Raw genomic sequence first — 22,783 nt, 5'->3', positions numbered from 1 at the left:
GTAGCGCGCGTAGTTGCGCACGGCGTCCTTCGCGGGGCGCTATCAAACAGAGGGGCGCCGCGCAAATCCCGTCGACGCCGACAGCGATCTCGTTTGGTCGGGCCGGCCAAATTCGCGCAGGTAGTCCAAAATCGCGAAGGACCGATCGAGCTCTCTCGCGTGCCGACCACCGCCTGCGTTCCTGAGCCGCCCGCGAAGCCACCGCAGCGCCCTTCGCCCGAAGCCCACGGTCCTCATGCCATCCAGCCCCTTGCCTATTGCGCGATTTCTAAAACGAAGCTAGCTTTTCGAAATCCGCTATAGTGAAAGTTAGTCCACTATAGTGGAATAAGGAAACAAGCCGTTACGATCGGCCTGTGGAGGCCCCTGCCGATCCATCGCTTAGCGCCAGGCCTTGAAGGCGCCGCCGCGCGCCGCGCATTGGAGGGAGAAGGATGATGAAGTCGTCGTTGTCGGCGGTTAGCGCCATTTGCCTTGGCCTATTCGCTTTGATCGGCACGTCAAGCCAAGCCGCCGCCGCGGCCAAATGCATCAAGGGCGACCGCAAGCCGCCGTTCACGATCGGTTGGGCCGATATCTATTCGGTGCCGACCTGGATGAAGGAGACGCAGGGGACGATCGAGAGAGAGGTCGACGACCTCAAGAAGCAGGGTCTCGTCTCGAAACTCGTCGTCACTGATGCCCGAGGCGACGCCAACACCCAGATCCAGCAAATCCAGTCGATGATCGATTCCAATGTCGATGCGATCATCCTCATCGCCGGCTCGTCTTCCGCGCCGGGCCGCGTGATTGCCGACGCCTGCGCCAAGGGCATTGCCGTCATCAATTTCGACAGCCTCGTCGACACCGATCAGGTCACCGCCAAGATCAATACGGATTCGGAGCAGTGGGGCGCGAGCGCCGCGAAATTCCTCGTCGACGCGATCGGCGGCAAGGGCAAGATCCTCGTGCTGAACGGCCCGGCCGGCATCTCCGTCAGCGATGACCGCCGCAAGGGCGCCGAGCCGGTGTTCAAGGCCAATCCCAATGTGACCATTCTTGCCGAGACGAATACCGCCTACAACGTTGCGCCGGCTCAGGAAGCGGTAACCAACCTTCTCTTTGCCCATCCCGACATCGATGGAGTCTTGTCGCTCGGCGGCGCTCTCTCGGCCGGCTCGGTTCTCGCCTTTGACAAGCAAGGCCGCACACAAGTTCCGATCACGGGGGAGAACGCACGCCAATTCCTCGAACTGTGGAAGGCAAAAAACCTCAAGGCCTGGGCGACGATGCAGCCCAATTGGCTCGGCGCGTTTGCGACCTACACGGCCGTTCAGGCGTTGAGCGGCAAGGATGTCCCGGCCTTCGTCAAGATTCCTCTGCCGATCATCGATAACTCGAACATTGATCAGTATCTGGCCAAGGCGAAAGATTTCCCCGCTGACGGCTACATCTACTCTCCTTACGATCAGAAGCTCTTTGACGAGCTTCTGGCTCAAAAATAGGCCAGAACGGGGAACGGTCACGAAGATGACGCCAGCTCCGACCCTTGCCGCTCGCGGCGTGTCGAAGTCGTTTTTCGGAAATCCCGTGCTGCGCGACGTATCCATCGCGCTTCAACCGGGCCGAATTCACGCGCTGCTCGGCGAGAACGGAGCAGGCAAGTCGACGCTGATCAACATCCTGTCGGGGGCGTTGCTCCCCGACGAGGGGGTCGTGGAAATCGACGGCCGCCCGTTTCGCGGGCTCAATCCCCGCGATGCACATCGCGCAGGCGTCGCGGTGGTTCAACAGGAGCTGGGCCTCACCAGCCAGCTCTCGATCGCCGAGAACATCGGCCTTGGCGCGCTGCCGCGCCGCTATGGATTGATCGACTACCGCTCGCTCGCCAAGCGCGCGCGGGCGGCGATGGACCTCGTCGGACTCGACGAGGATTTGGCGATCCCGGTTGGCGACCTGCCCCTTGGCCGGCGCCAGATGGTCGAGATCGCCAAGGCCTTGTTTCGAGAGCCGCGCGTTCTCATCCTCGATGAGCCGACGTCGTCCTTGTCCGCGCACGAGGTCGAGACTCTGACGGGCTTGCTCGACCGCCTTCGCGCGAGAGGCGTCGCCATTCTCTACATCTCGCATCGGCTCAACGAAATCATGCGGTTGTGCCAGCACGTTACCGTCCTCAAGGACGGCGTCGTCACCGCGGATCGGTCACTCGAGGGCGTCGAGGCGGCTGATCTGGTACGACTGATGGTCGGTCGCGATACGGGCCACCTCTTCCCTGCCTGGACACGGACGGCCGAGCGCGATCTCATCGTATCGGTCGCGGGTCTTTCCGCCGGCGTCTTGCGCGACATCGACATTTCGATCCGGCGCGGCGAGGTTCTCGGCGTCGGCGGACTGGTCGGACAAGGACAAGAGGATTTGCTCCTCAGTCTCTATGGCGCCCTGCCCGCCTCCGCGCGGACCGCAGAGTTCAACGGCCGGCCGAAGCTTCCCTGGTCGGTTCGCCAGGCCAATGCGCTGGGACTTGCCTATGTACCTGCTGATCGCAAACGCGAAGGTCTGCATCTCATTCACAGCATCGACTGGAACCTCATGCTGCCGAGCTTCGCGCGCGCATTTGGGCTGTCGTTGCGTGACCGATCGAAAGAGCGCGCGCTCGCCAGAGCGCTCGCCGACCGCTTTACGATCAAAGGCGATCTCACGCGGCAAGTGCAGGCGTTATCGGGCGGCAACCAGCAGAAAGTGGCGCTGGCGAAATGGACGCCAGCCGAGCCCCAAGTTCTGTTGCTGAACGATCCGACACGCGGCGTGGACGTCGAAACAAAGCGCGAAATTTATGCGCTGTTGCGCCGTCTCGCCGGTGAAGGTAAAGCGATCGTGCTTTCAAGCTCCGATACGCCCGAACTCGTTCATCTATGCGACCGCGTCGCCGTGATGCGCGAGGGGCGGATCGTCGCCACCATTGAACGCGAGGCCTTGAGCGAAGAGGCCATTGTGGCCGCCTCGATGGGCGCGACTCCCATGAGGACGGCGGCATGAGCGCGGCCGGAAGTGCACCGCGGCTCTATTGGCCGGCACAACGACAGCGCAACCGAGGCGTTAAAGGCCTCTTGATCGTCGTAGCGGCGTTTCTCGCTCTTTACGCCTATCTCTTTCCCGGTCTCATCAGCGTGAGCGGCGTCGCAAAATTCTCACAGAGCTGGCTGCCGCTCGTGCTGGTATCGATGGCGCAAGCAATTCTCATGCTTGCCGGCGGCGTCAGCCTGGCGATCGGCGCGATGGTCAGTCTGGGCGCGGTCATCGCCGCGACCACGATGGCCGGGCCGCTCGGCGTCGCCGGTGGCGCCGCTTTGGTGATTGTCGCAGGCATCGTCACCGGCGCGACTTGCGGAATCGTCGTCGTGCGTCTTGGCCTGCCAGCCATCGTCGTCACGCTTGCCGCCTCTTTCATTGTTGGCGGCGCCGCTCTGCTGATCTTGCCAAGACCGGGCGGCACGATCCCCGTATGGCTGTCGGATTCGCTTGCCGGCGACACGCCTGTGGCCACCTTGCTCGTCATCCTCACCGTCGTCCTCTGGAAACTCTATCTCGCTACGCCCCTTGGCCTTAGCCTCTACGCGGCCGGCGAAAATTCGGTCGCGGCGTACCGCGCCGGCGTGCCCGTCGACGCGGCACGGATCGCCGCCTATGCCCTCAGCGGGCTGCTCTCGACCTGTGCGGGCCTCTTCGTCGCAGCGCAAACGGGTTCGGGCGATCCGGTGATCGGCGAGGCATTCACGCTCAACTCGATTGCGGCGGCGGTTCTCGGCGGCGTCGGCTTTCTCGGCGGCCGCGGGGTGATGCGCGGCGCGGTTGCCGGCAGCCTTCTCCTCAGCGTCATGATCAACGTCATGTATTTCCTCGGCTTCCCGCCGGTCGCTCACTACATCGCGCAAGGCGTGATCATCGTCGGCGCCGTCGCGCTGCCGGAATTTACGGCGCGCAGGAGTTCGCCATGAGGCCGAAAGAGACGGTCCGCTTTCCAAAGCTCCGGGGACGTGCGCTGGTAACGAGCCGGCCTTTCCTGACCATCCTGACGGTCGCCGCACTATGGATTGCTGCTTCCTTCGCGAAACCCGGTTTCGGCGCCTTTGGCCATCTCCGCTATCTCGTCGAGCTCGGCGCCGTCGTGGGTCTCGCCGCTATCGGGCAGACGTTCGTCGTCATTGCAGGCGGCATCGACCTTTCGGTCGGTGCCATCATTACGGTCAGCGCTGTCGGCGTACCTCTCGTCTCATTTGCCGGCGACGAGAGTGGCGCGTTTGCAGCGCTCATAACCTTGGCCGTTGCGAGCGTGGTTGGGGCCATCAACGGAATCGGCGTCGCTCTCTTGCGTGCCCATCCCATGATCATGACCTTGGCCATGGCGACCTTTCTGCAAGGTCTCTTGATCTTGCTCGCCGGCGGCAGCGCGGTCTCCGCGCAGAGCCCATTGCTGGAGTGGCTCGGATCCGCCCGGCCGGGTGGCGTCCCCGCCGGTGTCCTCGTTTGGGCCGTCGCGTCGATCCTTTCGCTCATCGCGCTACACGCGACGCCGTTCGGCGCACGCGTCTTCGCGCTCGGCGCCAATTCGCTCGCAGCAACCCTCTCCGGCGTCAACGTCCGATCGACGACCGTTGCTGTATACGCGATCAGTGGCCTGACAGCCGGGATGACGGGGCTTCTCCTCCTCGGCATGAACGGCCAGGGTTACGTCGGGATCGGCGATCCGTACCTTCTTTCATCGATCGCAGCGGTCGTGCTCGGCGGAACGTCGATCCTCGGCGGTTCGGGCACATACGCCGGCTCCATTCCCGGCGCCGTACTTCTCGTGACGATCACAGCGCTCATTACGGTGGTCAACGCCTCGCCGGGGTGGCGAAGCATTCTCTTCGGATCGCTCATCCTCGCTCTACTCCTGGTCTCAGGTCGAGAGTCGCGCCGAAGATGAGGAATCGTCGAACCGGTAGAGGCGCGCTGCATTGGCAAAGAACAGAGCCGTTTGCTCATCGGCAGAAAGCTGGGAGGCGATGGTCTTGAAGGCCTCGTACACCTCATCGAACGAAGCGTGGAGCCCCGCGACTGGGAAGTCGCTGGCGAACATCGCTCGCTCAGCACCGAAGCACTCGAGGCAGTGGAGGACCACTTCGGCCAGACTTTCGAGTGTCCAGTGATGGTCATAGGCCACGAGATCCGAGATCTTGATCGACACATTGGGCGAGCGACCCAACCTCGCGAGAGCCTTCCGCCAACGCAGCATGCCATCGGGATCGCGGTCGATCGGGCTGCCGCAATGGTTGAGAACGAAAAGCTGGTTCGGAAAGTCCCGCGCCAATCTTTCGGCCCGGGCAAGCTGATCGGGAAAGACCATCAGATCGAAGGCAAGCGCGTGAGGCTCCAGCCGTGCGAGGCCGGAGCGCCATTGCGGATCGTCGATGAGATCGCCCCGAGCGGCGAAACGGCGCGCCGGGTCCTCGTTCCAGCTCAAGATATCACGGACGCCAACAACGCGGGAAAAGCGCGCCTGCGCCTCGATCAAGGCCGGGGCTTGCGCGCTCGCCAGCGGAACGTGAACGACGTAGCGCTCCGCGATCCGGTTCGTCTTGTCGAGCGTTTCGAGCCACCGCGTTTCACCGAGGCAGTCGTCGCTCGCCCAACCGGCTTCCACGTGAACGCTGCCGACGACGTTTTGCCGGGCCGCATCGCGTCGATAGTCCTCAGGGAGATAGTTGCGTCTGAGAGGCGCGAGATCACCGAAACCGCCACGCTCGCCGGCGCTGACCGCGAGCCAATGATGCCGACCGAGGCTCAGGTCCCAGAGGTGATGATGCGCGTCGATGATCGGACCGTCATACCTCAAAGTCACTCTGGCTCCCCGAAAGGCGTCGTCGCGCGCCTCCCGCTTCGACTATATCGTCCAACTGTTCGATCTCACAATGGCAAGGGCTTGCAATGATGAAATACTACAAGGTCGGCCCACGGATGGCGCAGGCGGTGACGTACAACGGCGCGGTTCATATCGCCGGCCAAGTCGCCGACAATCGCAAGGCGGACATCTCGGATCAAACGCGTGACGTTCTCTCCAAGATCGACGCTCTGCTCGCCGAAGCCGGAACCGACAAGTCCAGACTGGTCGCGGTGAACGTCTTCCTGCCGCATATCACCGATTTCGAGGCGATGAACCGCATCTATGACGCCTGGGTCGATCCAGAGAGGCCGCCGGCACGGGCCTGCGTCGAGGCACGGCTCGCTGACCCGGACTTGCGCATCGAGATAACCGCCATCGCAGCGCTGTAGGCGGCGATTTGCCTTGTTCTCTTGAGATCCCAATGCGAGCAATTCTGGCTTGATGATGAAAGATCATTCAGTCTGCAGCGGCGATGATATTGACGCATGCAAATTCTATCTCTGCAAAAAAGTGCTTTCGCGCTGAAAGGTCACCAATGCATCGCTCAATGTGGACTTACGGCTGGGACCTGCTGGATATGGGCTTCGATCGCGTCATCGACGAACTGCGAGACCGCGCTGGCGTGAACAGCGTGAGCCTCGCGACGTCCTACCACGCGGGCCGCTTCCTTCAACCGCGCAGCCCGGTCCGCAAGGCCTATTTTCCCGAAGACGGGACAATCTACTTTCATCCGACGCCGTCGCGTTGGGACGGGGTGGCGATCCGGCCGAAGGTCGCCGATATCATCGCGCAGGGCGGAGATGTCTTGCGGGAACTCGTGCGGCGTCGCGACACCGGTGGCCTGAAGGTCTGTTGCTGGACAGTGTGCCTGCACAATACGCGCCTTGGTCTCCTTCACCCTGGCGTTACGACGCGCAATGCGTTCGGCGATCCGAACCATTATAGTCTCTGTCCGTCCCATCCCGACGCGCGCGCCTATGTCTGCGCCCTGGTCGAGGACGTCACTCACGCCTACCGCCCGGACATCGTCGAACTCGAGAGTCCGTCCTTCATGGGCTTCGCTCATGAATTCCATCACGAGAAGGACGGCGTCGGCCTGACGGCCGAGGACGATTTTGCCCTGTCGCTTTGCTTCTGCGAGTGCTGTCGCGCACGTGCCGGGGCGGCCGGCGTCGACGCCGAGGCGGCCCGCCGTCTGGTCGTACAATGGATCGTCGAGGCGTGCGAGCGCGAGACGCCGCAACCGCGTTTTCCGGAGTTTCCTGCCCGCGGTCTCGACAGCTTCCGCCAATTTCCAGCGCTGTATGAGTATCTTCTTTGGCGAACGGAGCCGGTGACAAGTCTCATCGCGGAAATGAAGGCTCGCGCACACGCGGATAGTCGCATCGTCCTGATTGATGTTGCCAACGGCTGGCTCGGAGGCTGCGATCTCGAAGCGATAGGCAAGGTCTGCGACGGGGCGATTCTTTGCGTTTATGGACGTTCGCCGGATGAATGCGCCGCGACCCTGACGCAGGGCAAAGCAGCGCTTGGGGACGAAAAGTTTCTTGGCGCCGGGCTCCGCGTGTTTCCACATGACGTCGCCGGCGCCGAAGGCCTGAGACGCCAAGTCGACGCCTGCGTAAGGGCTGGCGCCAAAGGGCTGAACTTTTACAACTATGGTCTGGTCCCAGCGCCCCGGCTGGACTGGATCGGGAGGACGCTCGAAGGGCTACCCGTCCAGTAAACGCCATCGCAAGAAATCGTAGTTTGAAGCGCAAATTCGCCAGTTGATGGAGCCAGCAGACTACGCGTCAAAACGGCAACGGTCCGACTTGCCGTTTCATTTTCTGCAGTCCTGCCGCTTGCTTGCTGGCGGCGGTCACAGCCTCCCAGTCGCGCGCAGCGATCGCTTCGGGACTGAGCATCCAGGAGCCGCCGACGCAGATCACGTTGGGGAGTGCGAAGTAGTTCGGGGCGGTTTCCGGGGTCAACCCGCCAGTTGGGCAAAACTGCAGTTGAGGTAACGGCGAAGCCAGCGCCTTCAGATAGGGCATCCCGCCGGCCGGCTCCGCTGGAAAGAATTTTGCAAACCGATAACCGCGCGCGATCAGCGCCATCGCCTCGGAAGCACTGGCGACTCCGGGCAGAAGCGGCATCCCCGAAGCGCCCGCCGCGTTGAGCAACGCATCCGTCGCGCCGGGCGACACCGCGAAGCGGGCGCCGGCTTCACGCGCCACCTCCAGCTGACGAGGGCTGAGCACCGTACCAGCGCCGACAATCGCGCCCTCGACTTCAGTGGCAATGATGCGAATCGCTTCGAGTGCGGCCTGCGTGCGCAGGGTCACTTCGATGGCGGACAGACCACCAGCGACCAAGGCACGCGCCAATGAGATGGCGTCGACCAGCTTTTCGATCACCACGACGGGAACGACCGGCGCGCGGCACAAAATGTCCTTGAGTCCGCTCTGCGGAAGAAAAGACGTCATGCATTCACCCCCCAGAAAATGCTGGCACCGCCATCTGCAGGGCCGACGGACGCACGCAATTGGGAGAAGAGTTCGCGGCCGATTCCGACCTGCGAGGCCGACAGATCTTCGCTGGCAAGCGGACGGGCCGCCCATTCGTCGGCAGGCACCCGAACGGTCAACGTTCCCGCGACTGCATCCAGGCGGATGAAGTCACCGTCGCGGATCTTGGCAATCGGGCCTCCGTCGAGCGCTTCCGGTGTGAGATGGATCGCAGCGGGCACCTTGCCTGAGGCGCCCGACATCCGGCCGTCGGTGACAAGCGCAACCTTGAAGCCGCGATCCTGCAAGACGCCGAGCGGCGGCATCAGCTTGTGAAGTTCCGGCATGCCGATCGCGCGCGGTCCCTGAAAGCGGATCACGGCGATGAAATCGCGCTCGAGTTTCCCGGCCTTGAAGGCCGCTTGCAACTCCTCCTGCGAATGAAACACCAGCGCCGGCGCCTCAATAACATGCCTTTCAGGCGCGACCGCGGAGGTCTTGATGACCGCCCTGCCAAGATCGCCTTCGAGAATTCGCAAGCCGCCGGTGGGGCTGAAGGGCCTCTCGACGCCGCGCAGAATCGCATCGTCGGCGCTCGTGGCCGGCCCTTCTCGCCAGACGACTGCGCCAGAATTGCTGAGGATCGGCTCCTGGCGGTACGAGGCCAATGTCCCTGCAAAAGTGGTTGCCGCGTCTGCATGCAGCAGACCCGCGTCGAGCAATTCACGGATGACAAAGATCGTGCCGCCGGCAGCATGAAATTGATTCACGTCAGCCCGGCCATTCGGATAGACCCGCGCCAGCAACGGGATGACTTCAGCAACCTGTTCGAAATCGCGCAGGTGCAGCGTCAGTCCGGCCGCTGCCGCCATGGCAACAAGATGGATCACAGCGTTCGTCGAACCGCCTGTCGCGGCGAGGCCAGCCATTGCATTGACGAAGGAACGCTCGTCGATCATGCGGCCGACGGGCAAGAACTGCGAACCCAATGCGCTGAGCCCGATGACCTGCCGGACCGCCGCTCTGGTCAGGGCCTCGCGCAGGAGCGTGTCCGGATTAACGAAGGATGCGCCTGGCATCTGCAGGCCCATGAATTCCAGGAGCATCTGATTGGTGTTGGCCGTGCCGTAGAATGTGCAGGTGCCCGGCGCATGATAGGATCGCGCTTCGACTTCTAATAGAGCGGTTCGATCAACCTTGCCCTCGGCGAAGAGCTGGCGAACGCGATTCTTCTCGGCGTTTGGAATGCCCGACGGCATCGGCCCGGAGGGAATGAAGATCGCCGGCAAGTGGCCAAACGACAACGCGCCGATCACGAGGCCGGGTACAATCTTGTCGCAGACGCCCAGGAGCGCAACCGCATCGAACGTTTGGTGCGACAAGGCGACCGCGACCGACAATGCAATGACGTCGCGTGAAAACAGGGAAAGCTCCATGCCGGCCTCGCCCTGTGTGATCCCATCGCACATTGCGGGAACACCACCCGCAACCTGGGCAGTCGCACCAATCGCGCGCGCTTCGGACCGGATCAGTTCCGGATAATGCTCATAAGGTTTGTGGGCGGAGAGCATGTCGTTGTAGGCGGTGACAACGCCTAAATTTGGCTTCACGCCCTGGCGCAACGCATCCTTGTCGTTTGCCGCGCAAGCGGCAAAACCATGCGCCTGATTGGCGCAGCCCAAACGGCGGCGGTGAGGCGCCCCGGACGCTGCGCTGGCGATACGATCGAGATAGCGTGACCGTGCATCCCGGCTGCGCCGGACGATTGCCTCTGTGACCTCGCCAATTCTCTCGTTCAAAGTAGCCATTCCTGGACCTCTGTCTCTTGTGTGAACTGCTTGGAGCTCAGCGTGTCGCTTGTTTCGAAGGCTTTAGGCGCCAGCAACTCTCTCTGGCTCCGTTACGCCCATTCACCGTCCTCGACCCACGTCCGACCATCGCGCTCGATAAGGGCAATCGCGGCCGAGGGTCCCCAACTGCCGGCGACATAGGGGCGCGGCGGCTCTTTCGAGTCCGACCAAGCTTGGCGGATCGGATCGATGAACGCCCAGGCGGCCTCGACCTCATCGCGTCGCATGAACAAGGTGGCGTTGCCGCGGATCACGTCCATCAGCAACCGCTCATAGGCCTCGGGTGCATGGCCTCCAAAAGCCTTCGAGAAGCTCATGTCGAGCGATACATGCTGAAGTCGGAATCCACCCGGTCCCGGCTCCTTGATCATCAACCAGAGCTTGATGCCTTCATCAGGTTGAAGCCGGATGACGAGCTTGGTCTGATGAACCTTACCCGCACTCGCCGCGAACAGCGCGTGCGGGGCCTTACGGAAGGTGACGACGATCTCGGAAATGCGTTCGGGCAGTCTCTTGCCGGTCCGCAGATAGAAGGGCACGCCCGCCCAGCGCCAGTTTTCGATCTCGAGCTTCAGCGCGACAAAGGTCTCGGTGGCGCTGTCAGGGTCGCCAACTTCCTCGGCATAGCCGCGCACCGCTTCGCCAAACGCGGCGCCCGCACGATATTGCCCCCGCACAGTCCGCTCGGCAGCATTGCTCGCGTCGATCTTCAGCAGCGACTGGAGCACCTTGCGCTTTTCATCGCGCACCGCGTCGGCTATGAGCGACGCCGGCGGCTCCATCGCTACGAGACAAAGCAATTGCAGGAGATGGTTCTGCACCATGTCGCGCAGCGCACCCGACTTATCGTAATAGCCAGCGCGACTCTCTACGCCGATGCTTTCGGACACGGTAATCTGGATGTGGTCGATATGACCCGAGTTCCAAAGGGGCTCGAACAAGGCGTTGGCGAAACGCAACGCCATGAGATTCTGCACCGTTTCTTTGCCGAGATAGTGATCGATGCGGAAAATCTGGCTTTCGGCAAACACCTCGCCGAGAGCGTCGTTAATCTCGGCGGCCGACGCGCCGTCCTTGCCGATGGGTTTCTCGACGATCACACGCGTCGCGTTCGTGATCAATTGATGCGCCGAAAGCCGATCGGCAATCCTCCCGAACAAGTCGGGCGACGTGGCCAAGTAGAAAGCCCGAACGCGCGCGGGGTCGTCGCCGAGACCAGCTTTGAGGTCCGCCCAACCGAGATCACCGCCCGCGTCCACGATGACATAGTCCAGCAAGTCGACAAAGCTTGCGAGCGCGTCAGTATTGCAAGCGCGAGCCGGATCGAAGCGTTTCAGGGCATCGCCGACGGCGACGGCGAATTCCTGCCTGCTCATCCGCTGCCGCGACACGGCGATGACGCGCGTTCCCGGTGAAAGCTGACCTTCATGGTGACGGCGAAACAGCGCCGGATAGAGCTTGCGGTAGGACAGATCGCCAGTCCCACCGAAAACCACCAGATCGAAGGGTTCGACTTGAAGAGCTTGCGTGATCATTTTCAAGACAGCTGCCTCATGTTTCGCGGCGATCAGACTGCACCCTTACCGGCAGACGTCGTCGGCCTGACGTCGCGGAAACGCTGCCGCTCAGGCGGGCGAGCAGCCCGCGGCTGCTTCGTATGAAGGGACTGCCGCGACCTGATCGGACGCGGACATGCCCTCCTCGCAAACATCACTCCGGCTTTCGCGATCGGTTCGTGGGAGCGACTTCGGCTCAACGTCGGCACAAGGTCCAAAAAGCCTGAGTCCCGGCGCGGACTTACCCTCCCATCCACCCGGCGCTATGTCAATAACTAAATCATTTTGGTTTATTAATTGACGCCTCGCTGGCGCCATGCTAAGCGCCAAGGCAGCCCAAGAAGGGACATTTGCGTCTCTTCAGAGCCGGATTCCGGAATTTGCGTATCCCTTCAACAGCCCCGATGACACCTGAGGGAGCCGTGACGCCCCTGGCTGGCGAGCGATCCCGCGGCACCAATCTGGTTGGCGTTCGCGCCTATAACGAGCGGCTTGTTCTCTCTCTCGTGCGCCGGTTTTCCAGTTTACCGAAGGCTGAGATCGCGAGGTTGACCGGCCTTTCGGCCCAGACCGCCTCCGTCATCGTCAAGGCGCTGGAGTCGGACGGATTGCTGCTTCGGATGGAGCCCAATCGCGGTCGCGTCGGGCAGCCCTCGGTGCCCCTGAAGCTGAATCCCGACGGCGCATTCGCGCTCGGCCTCCACATCGGCCGTCGCACCGCGAGCCTCATGCTGATGGACTTCGTCGGATCGGTGCGCGATCAGATCCATTGTTCCTTCGCCTACCCGGATGTCGACGATCTCCTCAGGTTCACTGCAGACAGCCTGGTTGAGCTGACTGGAAAGTTGGGCAGCGCACAGAAGCAACGGATCGCCGGTCTTGGCGTTGCGGTTCCTTTCGAATTGTGGAATTGGCGCAGCGAAGTCGGCGCACCTCATGCTTCGCTCGAAGCCTGGCGCAACTGCAATCTGCAAGCCGAGCTCGAATCTCTCAGCGGTCTGCCCGTTTCGATTTCAAATGACGCAACGGCCGCCTGCGGCGCAGAGCTGACTTTCGGCAGCGGCGGCGAATATGAAGACTTCCTCTATGTCTTCGTCGGCTATTTTGCCGGCGGCGGCGTCGTTCTCAACGGCGAGCTTTATTCGGGGCGTCAGGGAAACGCCGGCGCGCTCGGCTCCATGCCGGTGCTCGTCAAGAACCGAAGCACGGGAGCTGCGGAAAGGCGGCAACTGATTCATTCGGCGTCACTGCACAGCCTGGAAAAGCGTCTGATTGGTGCCGGTCTTGACCCCGTCGCATTCTTCAGATCGCAGGACTGGGAAAGCCTCGGCCCGGTTCTCGATGACTGGCTTGAAGAAGCGTCGGATAGCCTCGCGCAAGCGATTGTCGCATCGGCATCGGTGCTCGACTTCAGTCAGGTCGTCATCGACGGTGGCTTTCCAGCGCACATCCGGCAGCGGCTCGTCACTCTCGTGCGCGAGAAAAAAAGCGCTTCCGATCTGCAAGGGCTTTCACCTTTCGAGATTGGCGAAGGGTCGATTGGAGCCAATGCCCGCACGATGGGCGCCGCGAGTCTTCCCTTCTTCGCCCGCTTTCTCCTCGACCAAAATGTGCTGTTCAAGGGGGACAGCTAGTGCCGAAGGGATTCAATCACTTGCTTAGGTGCGCCACCAGGACGATCGCCCCATGATCCTTGTTTGCGGCGAAGCCCTGGCGGATCTGTTCGTCGTTGAAAGGCCGGATTCCGGTCTGACTGCGCGAGTGACCTTGGGTGGCTCCCCACTGAACGTGGCCATTGGCCTAGCGCGACTTGAGGAAACAGCAGCATTTTGCGGTGGGATTTCCTCCGATCGTTTGGGCATGGCCCTGCGACGAAAGCTGGAATCGGAGCGGGTCGCTCTCGATTACGTCGTCAACTCGGATCGCCTGACGACGATTTCAATCGTTACGACTGACCCGTCGGGGCAGCCGAGCTATTCGTTCCACGGCGAAGGCAAGGCAGACCGGGAAGTCGGCATCGACGCATTGCCAGGTTCATTGCCGGCCGAAGTTTGCGCGCTCACATTCGGATCCTATACGCTGGCTGTGGCCCCCGTTGCGGATGCCTATCTCGCGCTCGCCAGGCGCGAAGCTGGCCGCCGCGTGATATCCGTCGACCCCAATCTGCGTCCGACCGTCACACCCAACCTCGAGGATTGGAAAAGACGCTTCGGCGCCTTCCTGTCGATCGCAGACATTGTCAAGGCAAGCGAGGAAGATATCGCCGCGGCTTACGGCGAGGATGCGAAGACCGATGAGGTCGTCGCCGACTGGTTTGCGTCGGGTCCTTCGATTGTTCTCGTCACGCACGGCGGCAATGGCGCGACCAGCTACCTGAAAAGCGGCGAAAAATTCTCGGTGCCGGGGAAACCGATCAATGTCGTCGACACGGTCGGCGCCGGGGACACGTTCCACGCCGCGATTTTGAGCCATCTGAGCAGCTCGGGCAAATTGAGCAAAGAATGCATCGCAGATTTGACCGCGCCGGAGCTGGCTCGCGCGATCGAATTCGCCGTGACGGCGGCCGCCATCACTTGCTCCCGACAAGGCGCGGATCTGCCGAGAAAAGCAGAGGTCGAGGCATGGATCAGTGGATGAGTGCGGCCACCGATAACCATCCGACAGCCCGGATCGCACCCCCATCGCAAATTGGGATGCGATCTATCTTGGCTTGAGTCCCTTAGGCCGCAATCTCAGCAGGTACGCGCGCGCCGGTCATGAAAGCCACCGCATCCGACATCGTATAGGACTTGGGATCTATCACCGTCAATCGCCGACCAAGCCGATGAATATGGATGCGATCGGCGATCTCGAACACGTGTGGCATGTTGTGGCTGATCAGGACCACGGAAACGCCCCTCCGCCGCACGTCGAGGATCAACTCCAGCACACGACGCGATTCCTTGACGCCAAGCGCCGCAGTCGGTTCGTCCATGATCACCACGCGCGAGCCGAAAGCGGCGGCTCTTGCGACTGCCACGCCCTGGCGTTGACCACCCGACAAAGTCTCGACACGCTGATTAATGCTCTGCACAGTCATGAGACCAAGCTCGGTGAGCTTCTGGCGTGCGATGCGCTGCATGGCCTTCCGGTCGAGCATGCGGCAGATCGAACCGAGCGGGCCCGGCCGGCGCAATTCCCGGCCGAGAAACATGTTGTCGGCGATCGAAAGGCTCGGCGACAGCGCAAGCGTTTGATAGACGGTCTCGATGCCGGCGGCCTGCGCATCGAGCGGCGAGCGGAATGCGACCGGCCTACCATCGAGCCTGATCTCGCCGGCATCAGGAACAAGTGCGCCCGAAAGTGCGCGGATGAGTGAGGATTTTCCCGCGCCGTTGTCTCCGATCACGGCGAGGATTTCACCCGGATAGAGATCGAAGTCGGCGTGATCGAGCGCCGTCACGCGGCCATAGCGCTTGACGAGGCCGCGCGCCTGCACGAGCGGTTCGGAGTTCTGAACGTTCGCAGCTATGCTCATGCCGACACCTTGCGAATCCATTGATCAAGCGCCACGGCGATGATGATCAACCAGCCGACGGCGAATTCCTGCCAGAGCACGTCCACATCGGACAGCGCGAGTCCGTTTCGGAACACGCCCACGATCAGGGCACCGATCAGCGTCCCGATGATCGATCCGCGCCCGCCGAACAGGCTGGCGCCGCCGACCACCACCGCCGTGATGCTGTCGAGATTGGCCGTCTGGCCGGCCTGCGGGCTGATCGAACCGATGCGCCCGATCAGAGCCCAAGCGCCGAGCGAGCAAATCATGCCGGCAATCACGTAGACGGAGAACAGGATGCGGTCGGTCCTGATGCCGGCGAGCCGCGCGGCATCGGGATCATCGCCAACCGCATAGAGATGGCGGCCGAAGGCTGTGCGATTGAGCACGAACCAGATCAAGGCGATGAGCCCCATCATGAAGAAGGAACCATAGGTAAAGCGGGCCCCCAGGACGTCCACCGGTTTTCCGAGCGCCTGGAGCAGCGGGGCAACTTTCGCCACTTCCTGCGAACGGATGGTTTCCGAGGCGGAGTACCAGAGATTGAGGGCGAAAAAGATCGACCAGGTCCCGAGCGTCACGATGAAGGGCGGCAGCTTCACGCGCGTGACAAGCGTGCCATTGAGAGCCCCACAGCCTGCGCCAACGGCGATGCCGATCACAAGCGCCAGTGGAGCAGCCAGTCCCATGGTGACTGCAAGCTTGCCCATGATCACGGAGCACAGCACCATGATGGCCCCAACCGACAAATCGATGCCAGCGGTGATCACGATCAACGTCTGAGCCGCGCCAATCACACCGATGATCGTGACCTGCTGGATGATCAGCGACAGATTGAACATCGATAGAAAGCGCGGGCCGACGATGAGTCCGAACGCCGCAACGCCGAGCAGGAGCACGATCGCCGGCACCGCGGTCGGATTGGCATGCAGAAAGTGCTGAAGCTTCTGCAACGGCGATCTTGCACGCACCTCGAATTCGGCCACGCGCGGCTCGCTCTTGTCGACGAGAAGCTCGAAGGCCTGGGCAGCGGGTCGGCTGTTGCCGATATCGGTCATGGCCGTTTTCCTCGTTGCATGCGTAAGACGCGCCCATAGCGCTCGGGGCGAAAGTCTCCGCTGTTGTCTGGCGCCCGGATTCCGGGCGCCTCTCCTCGCCAAAGGTAAAAAGTCAGCGACGGGATCAACCCCAGCATTTCTTCAAGGCGGCGGCGCTGTCGATCGATGGCAGGTCCGCTGCCGGCTTGTCGGTGACGAGCTCGACGCCCGTGTTGAAGAAGTCGAGTCCGGGCGAAGCCTTAGGCTTTCCGCCATCGGCGGCGAAGGCCTTCACCGCCTCGACGCCTTTCGCCGCCATCAGCAGCGGAAACTGCATCGACGTGGCACCGATCACCCCATCCTTCACGTTGCGCACGCCGGGGCAACCGCCGTCGACGGAAACGATCAGCACGTCCTTGTCGCGACCGACCGAACGCAAGGCTTCGTAGGCGCCCGCCGCGGCCGGCTCGTTGATGGTGTAGACGAGCGAGATGCCGGGGTCTTTTTGCAGCAGGTTTTCCATCGCCTTGCGACCGCCTTCCTCACTGCCGAGCGTCACATCGTGACCGACGATGCGCGCATCCTTCTCGTCGCCGATCTTGGCGGGATTGCCGAGATCGATTCCAAAGCCCTTCAGGAAGCCCTGATCCCGGGCAACGTCGACCGAGATCTGGTTCACGTTGAGGTCCAGAAGTGCGATCTTCGCAGATGCCGCCTTGGCGCCGAGCGTTTTCGCGGCCCACTCCCCGATCAACTGACCAGCCAGAAAATTGTCGGTGGCGAATGTCGCATCGGCCGCGTTCGGCGGGTCGAGCGGGGTATCGAGGGCAATCACAAGAATGCCCGCCGCGCGCGCCTTCTCCACGGCCGGCACGATGGCGCGAGAGTCGTTCGGGGTGATCAGGATGCCTTTGGCACCGGCGGCGATCAGATTCTCGATGGCCGCCACCTGGCTCTCATTGTCGCCATCGACCTTGCCGGCAAAGGAGCGCAGCTCGACGTCATTGGCCTTGGCCGCTTCGTCGGCGCCCGCCTTCATCTTCACAAAGAACGGATTGGTGTTGGTCTTGGTGATGAGCCCGACGATCGGCTTGTCAGCGGCGGAAGCGCCGGCAGCACCGAAAGCAAGCACGAGTGCGGTGAATAGCCCGAATGACTGACGCATTGATCCCCTCCCGTGGGACGTTTGTTTGGTAAGCGGTTCGACCCCGCATGTTTGGTGATCCTAGGAGCACAGGACGCCCCGAGTCAATAAATAAATCATTCCGATTTATTAATTGACGCGCGGCTTCTCTCCGTTCACTGTGCCGGTTAGGCTGCCGCGAATGTTAGACAGCTCAAGGGTTTGGGAGCCGAGGATGGATGAAACAGCGCCGGTTACCGGGGCCAACCCGCCGGTGACTTTGCCGGGTGGAAGCCGCGGCACCACCCAGACAGGGGTGAGACTCTACAACGAGCGCCTGATCCTCTCCCTCATCCGGCGCCATCGCTGCCTCGCGAAGGTCGAAATCGCACGCCTGACCGGCCTGTCGACCCAGACTACGACGGTCATCATCAACCGGCTGGAAGCCGACGGATTGCTGCTCGCCGGCGAGCCGCAGCGGGGCCGGATCGGCCAGCCATCTGTCCCCTACTCGCTCAATCCAGACGGAGCTTTCGGGCTCGGCCTGATGATCGGCCGGCGCAGTTCCGATCTGGTGTTGATGGACTTCATCGCCGGCATCCGGGCCAGGCGCCGCACGATCTATGCCTTCCCCTTGCCTGAGGACCTCATGGCGTTTGCGGAACGCGAGATGCCAAACCTTCTCGCCGCACTGCCGGAGAATTTGCATGGCAGGATCAGCGGCATCGGCGTCGCGATGCCGTTTGAATTGTGGAATTGGGAGGCTGATCTGCAAACGCCACCCGGCGCGCTCGGCAAGTGGCGCGACTTCAACGTTACCACCGAACTCTCGCGCCGCTTCGGGCCATGGCCGATCCGCGTCCACAACGACGCGACGTCGGCATGTGCGGCCGAACTCACCTTCGGTGCAGGAGCAACCTACCGCGACTTCGCTTATTTCTATGTCGGCACATTCGTCGGCGGCGGCATCGTTCTGAACGGCAGTCTGTTTCCGGGTCGTAGCGGCAACGCCGGAGCGCTCGGCTCGTTGCCGATCATGCGACGGGAAGAGAGCGGCGAGACCAGCCTTCAACAGTTAATCCGCACCGCCTCTATCTATCGACTAGAGCGTCGGCTGATCGCCGCCGGTCGACGCGGCACTGACATCTGGCTCTCGCCTGATGATTGGTCGAGCTTCGAGGAACCACTCGAGGCCTGGATTGCCGAAGCCGCCGAAGCCCTGGCGCAGGCGATCGCTGCATTGCTGGCGGTCATCGACTTTGAAGCCATCGTCATCGACGGCGCCTTTCCAGCCGACGTGCGGCGACGCCTTGTCGAGAGAACCAACGAACAATGGGCACGAATGGACCGACAGGGACTCACCGACGCCGTGGTGGTCGAAGGCTCGGTCGGTCGCGATGCGCGCGCAATTGGCGGCGCAGCTCTGCCACTGCTGGCGACCTTTGCGCGCGACCACGACGTTCTATTCAAGGAATGAATGCGGGTCTAACAACCGAGACTGCAACTCCCCATCGGACGCTCGAATACGCCGCAGGCCAGTGACTGGTACCCGCCGCGGAAACGCCCGTTCGGTATTCGGCCAGGATTTTCGTCGTGACGTCAAGGCTGCACGTGTCGAGGACTAGTTTCGCAGGCAACTGATCAAAATGGCAAGTTCGCCGTCACCGATCGGAACAAACTCGGCGAGGCGAGTTAATCGATTATGCCTCATCATCGGTTCGACCTGCTGGATCACAGCACCGTTTCTGATCAAGGCGGCCAGCGGCTCGAGCACGACGAACTCGCTCAGCTGGTCGCGGATAGGCTCGCCGAAGAGCTTCATGAATCGCGTCCGGGGCAGAGAGAGGTACGGATAAATTCCCAGGACGAAGGGGTTCGTCTCGCTCCGCTTGATACCAGTGGCTCCAATGCCTAACACCTCTATCTCGGCACTTTCTGCCAAAACTGGATTCACCGGCTCGCCGCAGACCCGCGTCAGGCAGTCTCCCAGTCCGGCCACGATTCTGCTCGCGCTCGGAATCGTCTATGGCGATCTGGGTACGAGCCCCCTCTATACGTTGCAGGCAATCAAGCAGATCATGGGCCAGGGCTTCTCCGCCGACGCGGCGCTTGGCTCATTGTCGCTGATCGTCTGGGCGTTGATCCTCACCATCTCGATCAAATACGGCATCCTCGTCATGCGCGCCGACAATCACGGCGAGGGCGGAATTCTGGCACTGATGGCGATAACGGGGGCGCACGGTTCGCGCCGTGGTCGCTGGCTGGTCGTTGTCGGGCTCTTTGGCGCCGCGCTCATCTACGGGGATGGAATCATCACGCCGGCAATCTCGATCTTGAGCGCCGTCGAAGGCTTGAATGTGGCGACATCGATCTTCAAGCCGTACACGATGCCAATAGCCGTAGCGATCCTCGTCGCGCTCTTCGCACTCCAGAGCCGCGGTACTGCAACCGTCGGCCGAGCCTTTGGCCCGATCATGATCGTTTGGTTCATCACCATCGGATTGCTTGGACTTCTCGGCATCGTCCATCATATCGGCGTGTTGGCCGCATTGAATCCAAGCTATGGCATCAAGCTTCTATTCGGTCACGGTCTCGCCGGCTTCATGCTGCTTGGCGGCGTCTTTCTTGCCTTGACTGGTGGTGAGGCTCTCTACGCCGACATGGGGCACGTCGGACGAACTCCCATCAGACTGGCATGGTACGGCATAGTCCTTCCGGCCCTGGTCCTGAACTATGCCGGCCAAGTCGGCAATTTCGTTGATGCGCCGAACAGTAATGGCAACCCCTTTTTCTTACTCGCGCCGGCCTTGGCGATCTATCCCTTGGTGGCTCTTGCGACTCTGGCGACTATCATCGCGAGCCAGGCCATCATCACCGGCTCCTTCTCGATGACCAGGCAAGCCATGCAGCTCGGCTGGTTTCCAGGCGTCCAGATCTTCCAGACCTCTGCCGATCAATACGGCCAGATCTACGCTCCTTTCGTGAATTGGACGATGATGATCTTTACCGTCGCTCTTGCAATTGCATTCGGCAGCTCGGACCGGCTCGCTGGTGCTTACGGGACCGCTGTCTCCACGACCATGGTGCTCACTACCGTCCTCTTGTTCGAGGTGATGAGAGTGCGTTGGCACTGGAGCCTTTGGCAATCGATCGGAGTTGCCGGCAGCCTGGCGATCGTCGATTTGGCATTCTTCGGAGCCAACTTGCTGAAGGTCATGGAAGGAGGATGGATACCGCTGGGCTTCGGCGCGTTGGTGTTTACGGTGATGATCACGTGGCACCACGGCATAGCCGCGCTGCACCGTCGAAACACCGCGCGATCCGAACTCATTGAAGACTTCCTCGATCGCCTCGCGAAGGAAAACATCGCACGCGTCTCCGGGACCGGCGTATTCCTGACGCGCCTTGGGACGGGTATGCCACCGATGATCGTCAACAGCCGCGCCTGCACTTTTTCTCGCGGGGGCCCGGTGAGACGCTCATCGGAAATGATGCGCAATCGCGGATGCAGCGCTTCCTCTGCGGCAACGAGGCGCGCGACCGCATCGCCGGTCCAGCGGATGGTGCCTTCCGAGGTCAGCACGACGGCCACAGAATAGAATTGTGACCAAGCTTGGCGGGAAAGCTCCGCGCGCTCGCTCCAGGTGAGCCGACTTGGGAACAATGTGGCCATGGCCGGATTACCGGACACGAACAATCAGATTTGGAGCTCGATCGAGCACCGCCTCGGCGACCCAAGAACCCAGAGCCGAACTGTGGGCATCCAACGTTCGACCAACGCATCCGCGATGCGCCCGCCGCACGATCCTCCTTGCGCGGTTTAGCCCTGTCCCCTCGCTCCGTACCCCTCTCACAGGCCATGCCGGGAACGGGATTTTCGCCGCCGGAGACGGACGGCTCAAAAATGCCCTGGAGACGGGGCCTGCGGACAGAGACGCAAAAACGGTGATCACCGATCGCGAAAAACAGCCGAAAACAGGCCTTTCCGAAGGCTCGCGTTCCACAGCGAGTTTCGGCGGACTGTATGGTGGGCGCACCAGGGCTCGAACCTGGGACCCGCTGATTAAGAGGCGTGTGACTTGCTAAGAAAAGAATCCGCGGCGGACGATGGATCGCGATACGTTCCTTCCGCGGAGCGCTGATGCCTGAGCCGCGGAAGCAGGTGCACGAGCGAGAAAGGCGGAGCGGCTCAGATGCTGGTCCAACTACCATCCTCACCTCAAATTTCGATCTCAGACCCTCCCCACAGCATCACCTTGCGGAACGGCGTGCGAGACGATCTGCTCGGTCTGACGTGAATGATCCGTAGTGATCAACAGATAGACCGCTGAAACCACGAACAGCGTAAACAACGTCCGATCGAAAGTCCGCTCGCGATCACGAGTCCCACGTTGAATCGCGACACGGCGCCGGCGCCACTCGCTGTTCCGGCTCACCGGCATAACCGGAGGCTAAAGCCAATCCAGGCTGAATGCTGCCGGAAGCTGACATCAAGGCGCGTTGATAAGAAGCAATCGCCTCGCGAAGCAGCGGCTTCAGCAGGCAAGGAGTGCCACTCAGGTCAGGCTAGGCTCTGGGTTCAATCTCGCGTCGGCAAAACAACGTCCCACGACGTCAATCGGCGGCTTGCAACGGGCGTCGTTAGGCAGTGCTCGCACAGAGGGTAGCCTGTCGCCCTTGACGGCCCGATTCGCGATCTGATCAACAAATATGGAAGCTCCCGCGCCGGCATCTGCCTGACGGGAAAATGCTTGCTGCGCCCCAATGAGAGCGGCGAGGGTCACGATACAGGTGAGGAAATGTGACGCGAGTGTCTTGATACGCATGACGCTACCACTCGACCCGTTCGCCCCTAGCATAAGTTCTGTCGCGAGGAGCAGCCTTGCGGTTCAAAAGTCCATTTTGATTGCCGCCGGGCAAGGTCCGGACTGCGACCGACATTGTGAGCGCCGTCACGGAAGATTCGGGCCGGTTTCTTCACTGTCCGGTTCATGGCCACTGATGCAGCCGGCGAGGACGAAGATGAACTTGGACCACGTTTTCAGTCTAATCACCTTGGCGACAGGGGTGCTGCTCTATGGAGGGTTCGTAACCACCTTACGGCGTAGACTAAGGCGCTGCATGGTCGTGCAGAATGCCCGCCGGCCAGTTCGAGGCGCTAGCTTTGGCAAGCGGGCGGCGGAGGGGGTTGCGCGAGCAGAGAGGATTGGGGTTAGGGGTGGGGCTTTTGTGACCTAGGTCATGTAGGCTGATTGGAGGCTCCACTGGTATTCGGCGCGGCCAGACTG

General features: G+C 61.8%; 17 protein-coding genes and 2 pseudogenes. 10 read left to right on the top strand and 9 right to left on the bottom strand.

The window, feature by feature from the left end:
- Positions 1-434 precede the first annotated feature (434 nt).
- Genes Q3C01_RS18475 through Q3C01_RS18460 form a run of 4 tightly spaced genes read left to right on the top strand, consistent with a single transcriptional unit; the run spans position 435 to position 4,945 of the window.
- Positions 435-1,484, top strand: coding sequence for an ABC transporter substrate-binding protein (locus tag Q3C01_RS18475; RefSeq protein WP_458146730.1), 1,050 nt, complete (start codon positions 435-437; stop codon positions 1,482-1,484).
- Positions 1,485-1,509: 25 nt separating this feature from the next.
- Positions 1,510-3,015, top strand: coding sequence for a sugar ABC transporter ATP-binding protein (locus Q3C01_RS18470; protein ID WP_458146729.1), 1,506 nt, complete (start codon positions 1,510-1,512; stop codon positions 3,013-3,015).
- On the top strand, positions 3,012-3,974 hold the full coding sequence (locus Q3C01_RS18465; RefSeq protein ID WP_458146728.1) for an ABC transporter permease: 963 nt from the start codon (positions 3,012-3,014) through the stop codon (positions 3,972-3,974). Before Q3C01_RS18470 ends, Q3C01_RS18465 begins: the two co-directional genes overlap by 4 nt.
- The gene (locus Q3C01_RS18460) at positions 3,971-4,945 is read left to right on the top strand and encodes an ABC transporter permease (protein WP_458146727.1); all 975 of its coding nucleotides are present in this window, start codon (positions 3,971-3,973) and stop codon (positions 4,943-4,945) included. Before Q3C01_RS18465 ends, Q3C01_RS18460 begins: the two co-directional genes overlap by 4 nt.
- Here the strand turns inward: Q3C01_RS18460 and Q3C01_RS18455 are convergent.
- Positions 4,919-5,860, bottom strand: a complete 942-nt coding sequence (locus Q3C01_RS18455; protein ID WP_458146726.1) for an amidohydrolase family protein — start codon at positions 5,858-5,860, stop codon at positions 4,919-4,921. The two genes, Q3C01_RS18460 and Q3C01_RS18455, sit on opposite strands and share 27 nt — an antisense overlap.
- An 86-nt stretch (positions 5,861-5,946) precedes the next feature.
- Between Q3C01_RS18455 and Q3C01_RS18450 the strand changes: the two genes are divergently transcribed.
- On the top strand, positions 5,947-6,291 hold the full coding sequence (locus Q3C01_RS18450) for a RidA family protein (protein WP_458146725.1): 345 nt from the start codon (positions 5,947-5,949) through the stop codon (positions 6,289-6,291).
- A 146-nt stretch (positions 6,292-6,437) separates the two neighbouring features.
- Positions 6,438-7,628 (top strand): hypothetical protein, encoded by a 1,191-nt coding sequence (locus Q3C01_RS18445; RefSeq protein WP_458146724.1) that lies wholly within the window; start codon positions 6,438-6,440, stop codon positions 7,626-7,628.
- Between the two features lie 67 nt (positions 7,629-7,695).
- Here the strand turns inward: Q3C01_RS18445 and eda are convergent, their stop codons facing one another.
- From eda to zwf, 3 genes are all read right to left on the bottom strand, one after another.
- Positions 7,696-8,370, bottom strand: a complete 675-nt coding sequence (gene eda / locus Q3C01_RS18440) for a bifunctional 4-hydroxy-2-oxoglutarate aldolase/2-dehydro-3-deoxy-phosphogluconate aldolase (protein WP_458146723.1) — start codon at positions 8,368-8,370, stop codon at positions 7,696-7,698.
- Complete coding sequence (edd, locus tag Q3C01_RS18435; RefSeq protein WP_458146722.1) at positions 8,367-10,199, bottom strand: phosphogluconate dehydratase; 1,833 nt, start codon at positions 10,197-10,199, stop codon at positions 8,367-8,369. The genes eda and edd overlap by 4 nt, the downstream gene beginning before the upstream one ends.
- 92 nt (positions 10,200-10,291) lie before the next feature.
- Positions 10,292-11,776, bottom strand: a complete 1,485-nt coding sequence (zwf, locus tag Q3C01_RS18430; RefSeq protein WP_458146721.1) for a glucose-6-phosphate dehydrogenase — start codon at positions 11,774-11,776, stop codon at positions 10,292-10,294.
- A gap of 425 nt (positions 11,777-12,201) precedes the next feature.
- On the opposite strand from zwf, the gene Q3C01_RS18425 reads away from it, so the two are divergent.
- Both Q3C01_RS18425 and Q3C01_RS18420 read left to right on the top strand, forming a co-directional pair.
- On the top strand, positions 12,202-13,431 hold the full coding sequence (locus tag Q3C01_RS18425; protein ID WP_458146720.1) for an ROK family transcriptional regulator: 1,230 nt from the start codon (positions 12,202-12,204) through the stop codon (positions 13,429-13,431).
- Positions 13,432-13,483: 52 nt separating this feature from the next.
- Complete coding sequence (locus tag Q3C01_RS18420; protein WP_458146719.1) at positions 13,484-14,434, top strand: carbohydrate kinase family protein; 951 nt, start codon at positions 13,484-13,486, stop codon at positions 14,432-14,434.
- Between the two features lie 82 nt (positions 14,435-14,516).
- Here Q3C01_RS18420 and Q3C01_RS18415 read toward each other — a convergent pair whose 3' ends face one another.
- The 3 genes from Q3C01_RS18415 to Q3C01_RS18405 all read right to left on the bottom strand — a co-directional run bounded on the left by Q3C01_RS18415 (position 14,517) and on the right by Q3C01_RS18405 (position 17,537).
- Entirely contained in the window at positions 14,517-15,335 is an 819-nt protein-coding gene (locus Q3C01_RS18415) for an ATP-binding cassette domain-containing protein (protein WP_449382771.1), read from the bottom strand.
- The gene (locus Q3C01_RS18410; RefSeq protein ID WP_458146718.1) at positions 15,311-16,393 is read right to left on the bottom strand and encodes an ABC transporter permease; all 1,083 of its coding nucleotides are present in this window, start codon (positions 16,391-16,393) and stop codon (positions 15,311-15,313) included. The genes Q3C01_RS18415 and Q3C01_RS18410 overlap by 25 nt, the downstream gene beginning before the upstream one ends.
- Before the next feature lie 124 nt (positions 16,394-16,517).
- The gene (locus Q3C01_RS18405) at positions 16,518-17,537 is read right to left on the bottom strand and encodes a sugar ABC transporter substrate-binding protein (protein WP_458146717.1); all 1,020 of its coding nucleotides are present in this window, start codon (positions 17,535-17,537) and stop codon (positions 16,518-16,520) included.
- Positions 17,538-17,730: 193 nt separating this feature from the next.
- Between Q3C01_RS18405 and Q3C01_RS18400 the strand changes: the two genes are divergently transcribed.
- The gene (locus Q3C01_RS18400) at positions 17,731-18,972 is read left to right on the top strand and encodes an ROK family transcriptional regulator (RefSeq protein ID WP_458146716.1); all 1,242 of its coding nucleotides are present in this window, start codon (positions 17,731-17,733) and stop codon (positions 18,970-18,972) included.
- A gap of 144 nt (positions 18,973-19,116) precedes the next feature.
- Here the strand turns inward: Q3C01_RS18400 and Q3C01_RS18395 are convergent, their stop codons facing one another.
- The gene (locus Q3C01_RS18395) at positions 19,117-19,494 is read right to left on the bottom strand and encodes a hypothetical protein (protein ID WP_458146813.1); all 378 of its coding nucleotides are present in this window, start codon (positions 19,492-19,494) and stop codon (positions 19,117-19,119) included.
- Between Q3C01_RS18395 and Q3C01_RS18390 the strand changes: the two are divergent.
- Positions 19,403-20,830: pseudogene (locus Q3C01_RS18390) on the top strand (KUP/HAK/KT family potassium transporter); the annotation flags it as partial. The gene Q3C01_RS18395 and the pseudogene Q3C01_RS18390 sit on opposite strands and share 92 nt — an antisense overlap.
- 897 nt (positions 20,831-21,727) lie before the next feature.
- Here Q3C01_RS18390 and Q3C01_RS18385 read toward each other — a convergent pair.
- Positions 21,728-21,921: pseudogene (locus tag Q3C01_RS18385) on the bottom strand (hypothetical protein); the annotation flags it as partial.
- Positions 21,922-22,783 lie beyond the last annotated feature (862 nt).

The organism is Bradyrhizobium sp. UFLA05-109, assembly GCF_054185165.1.
This window is presented reverse-complemented; position numbering and strand designations above follow the sequence as displayed.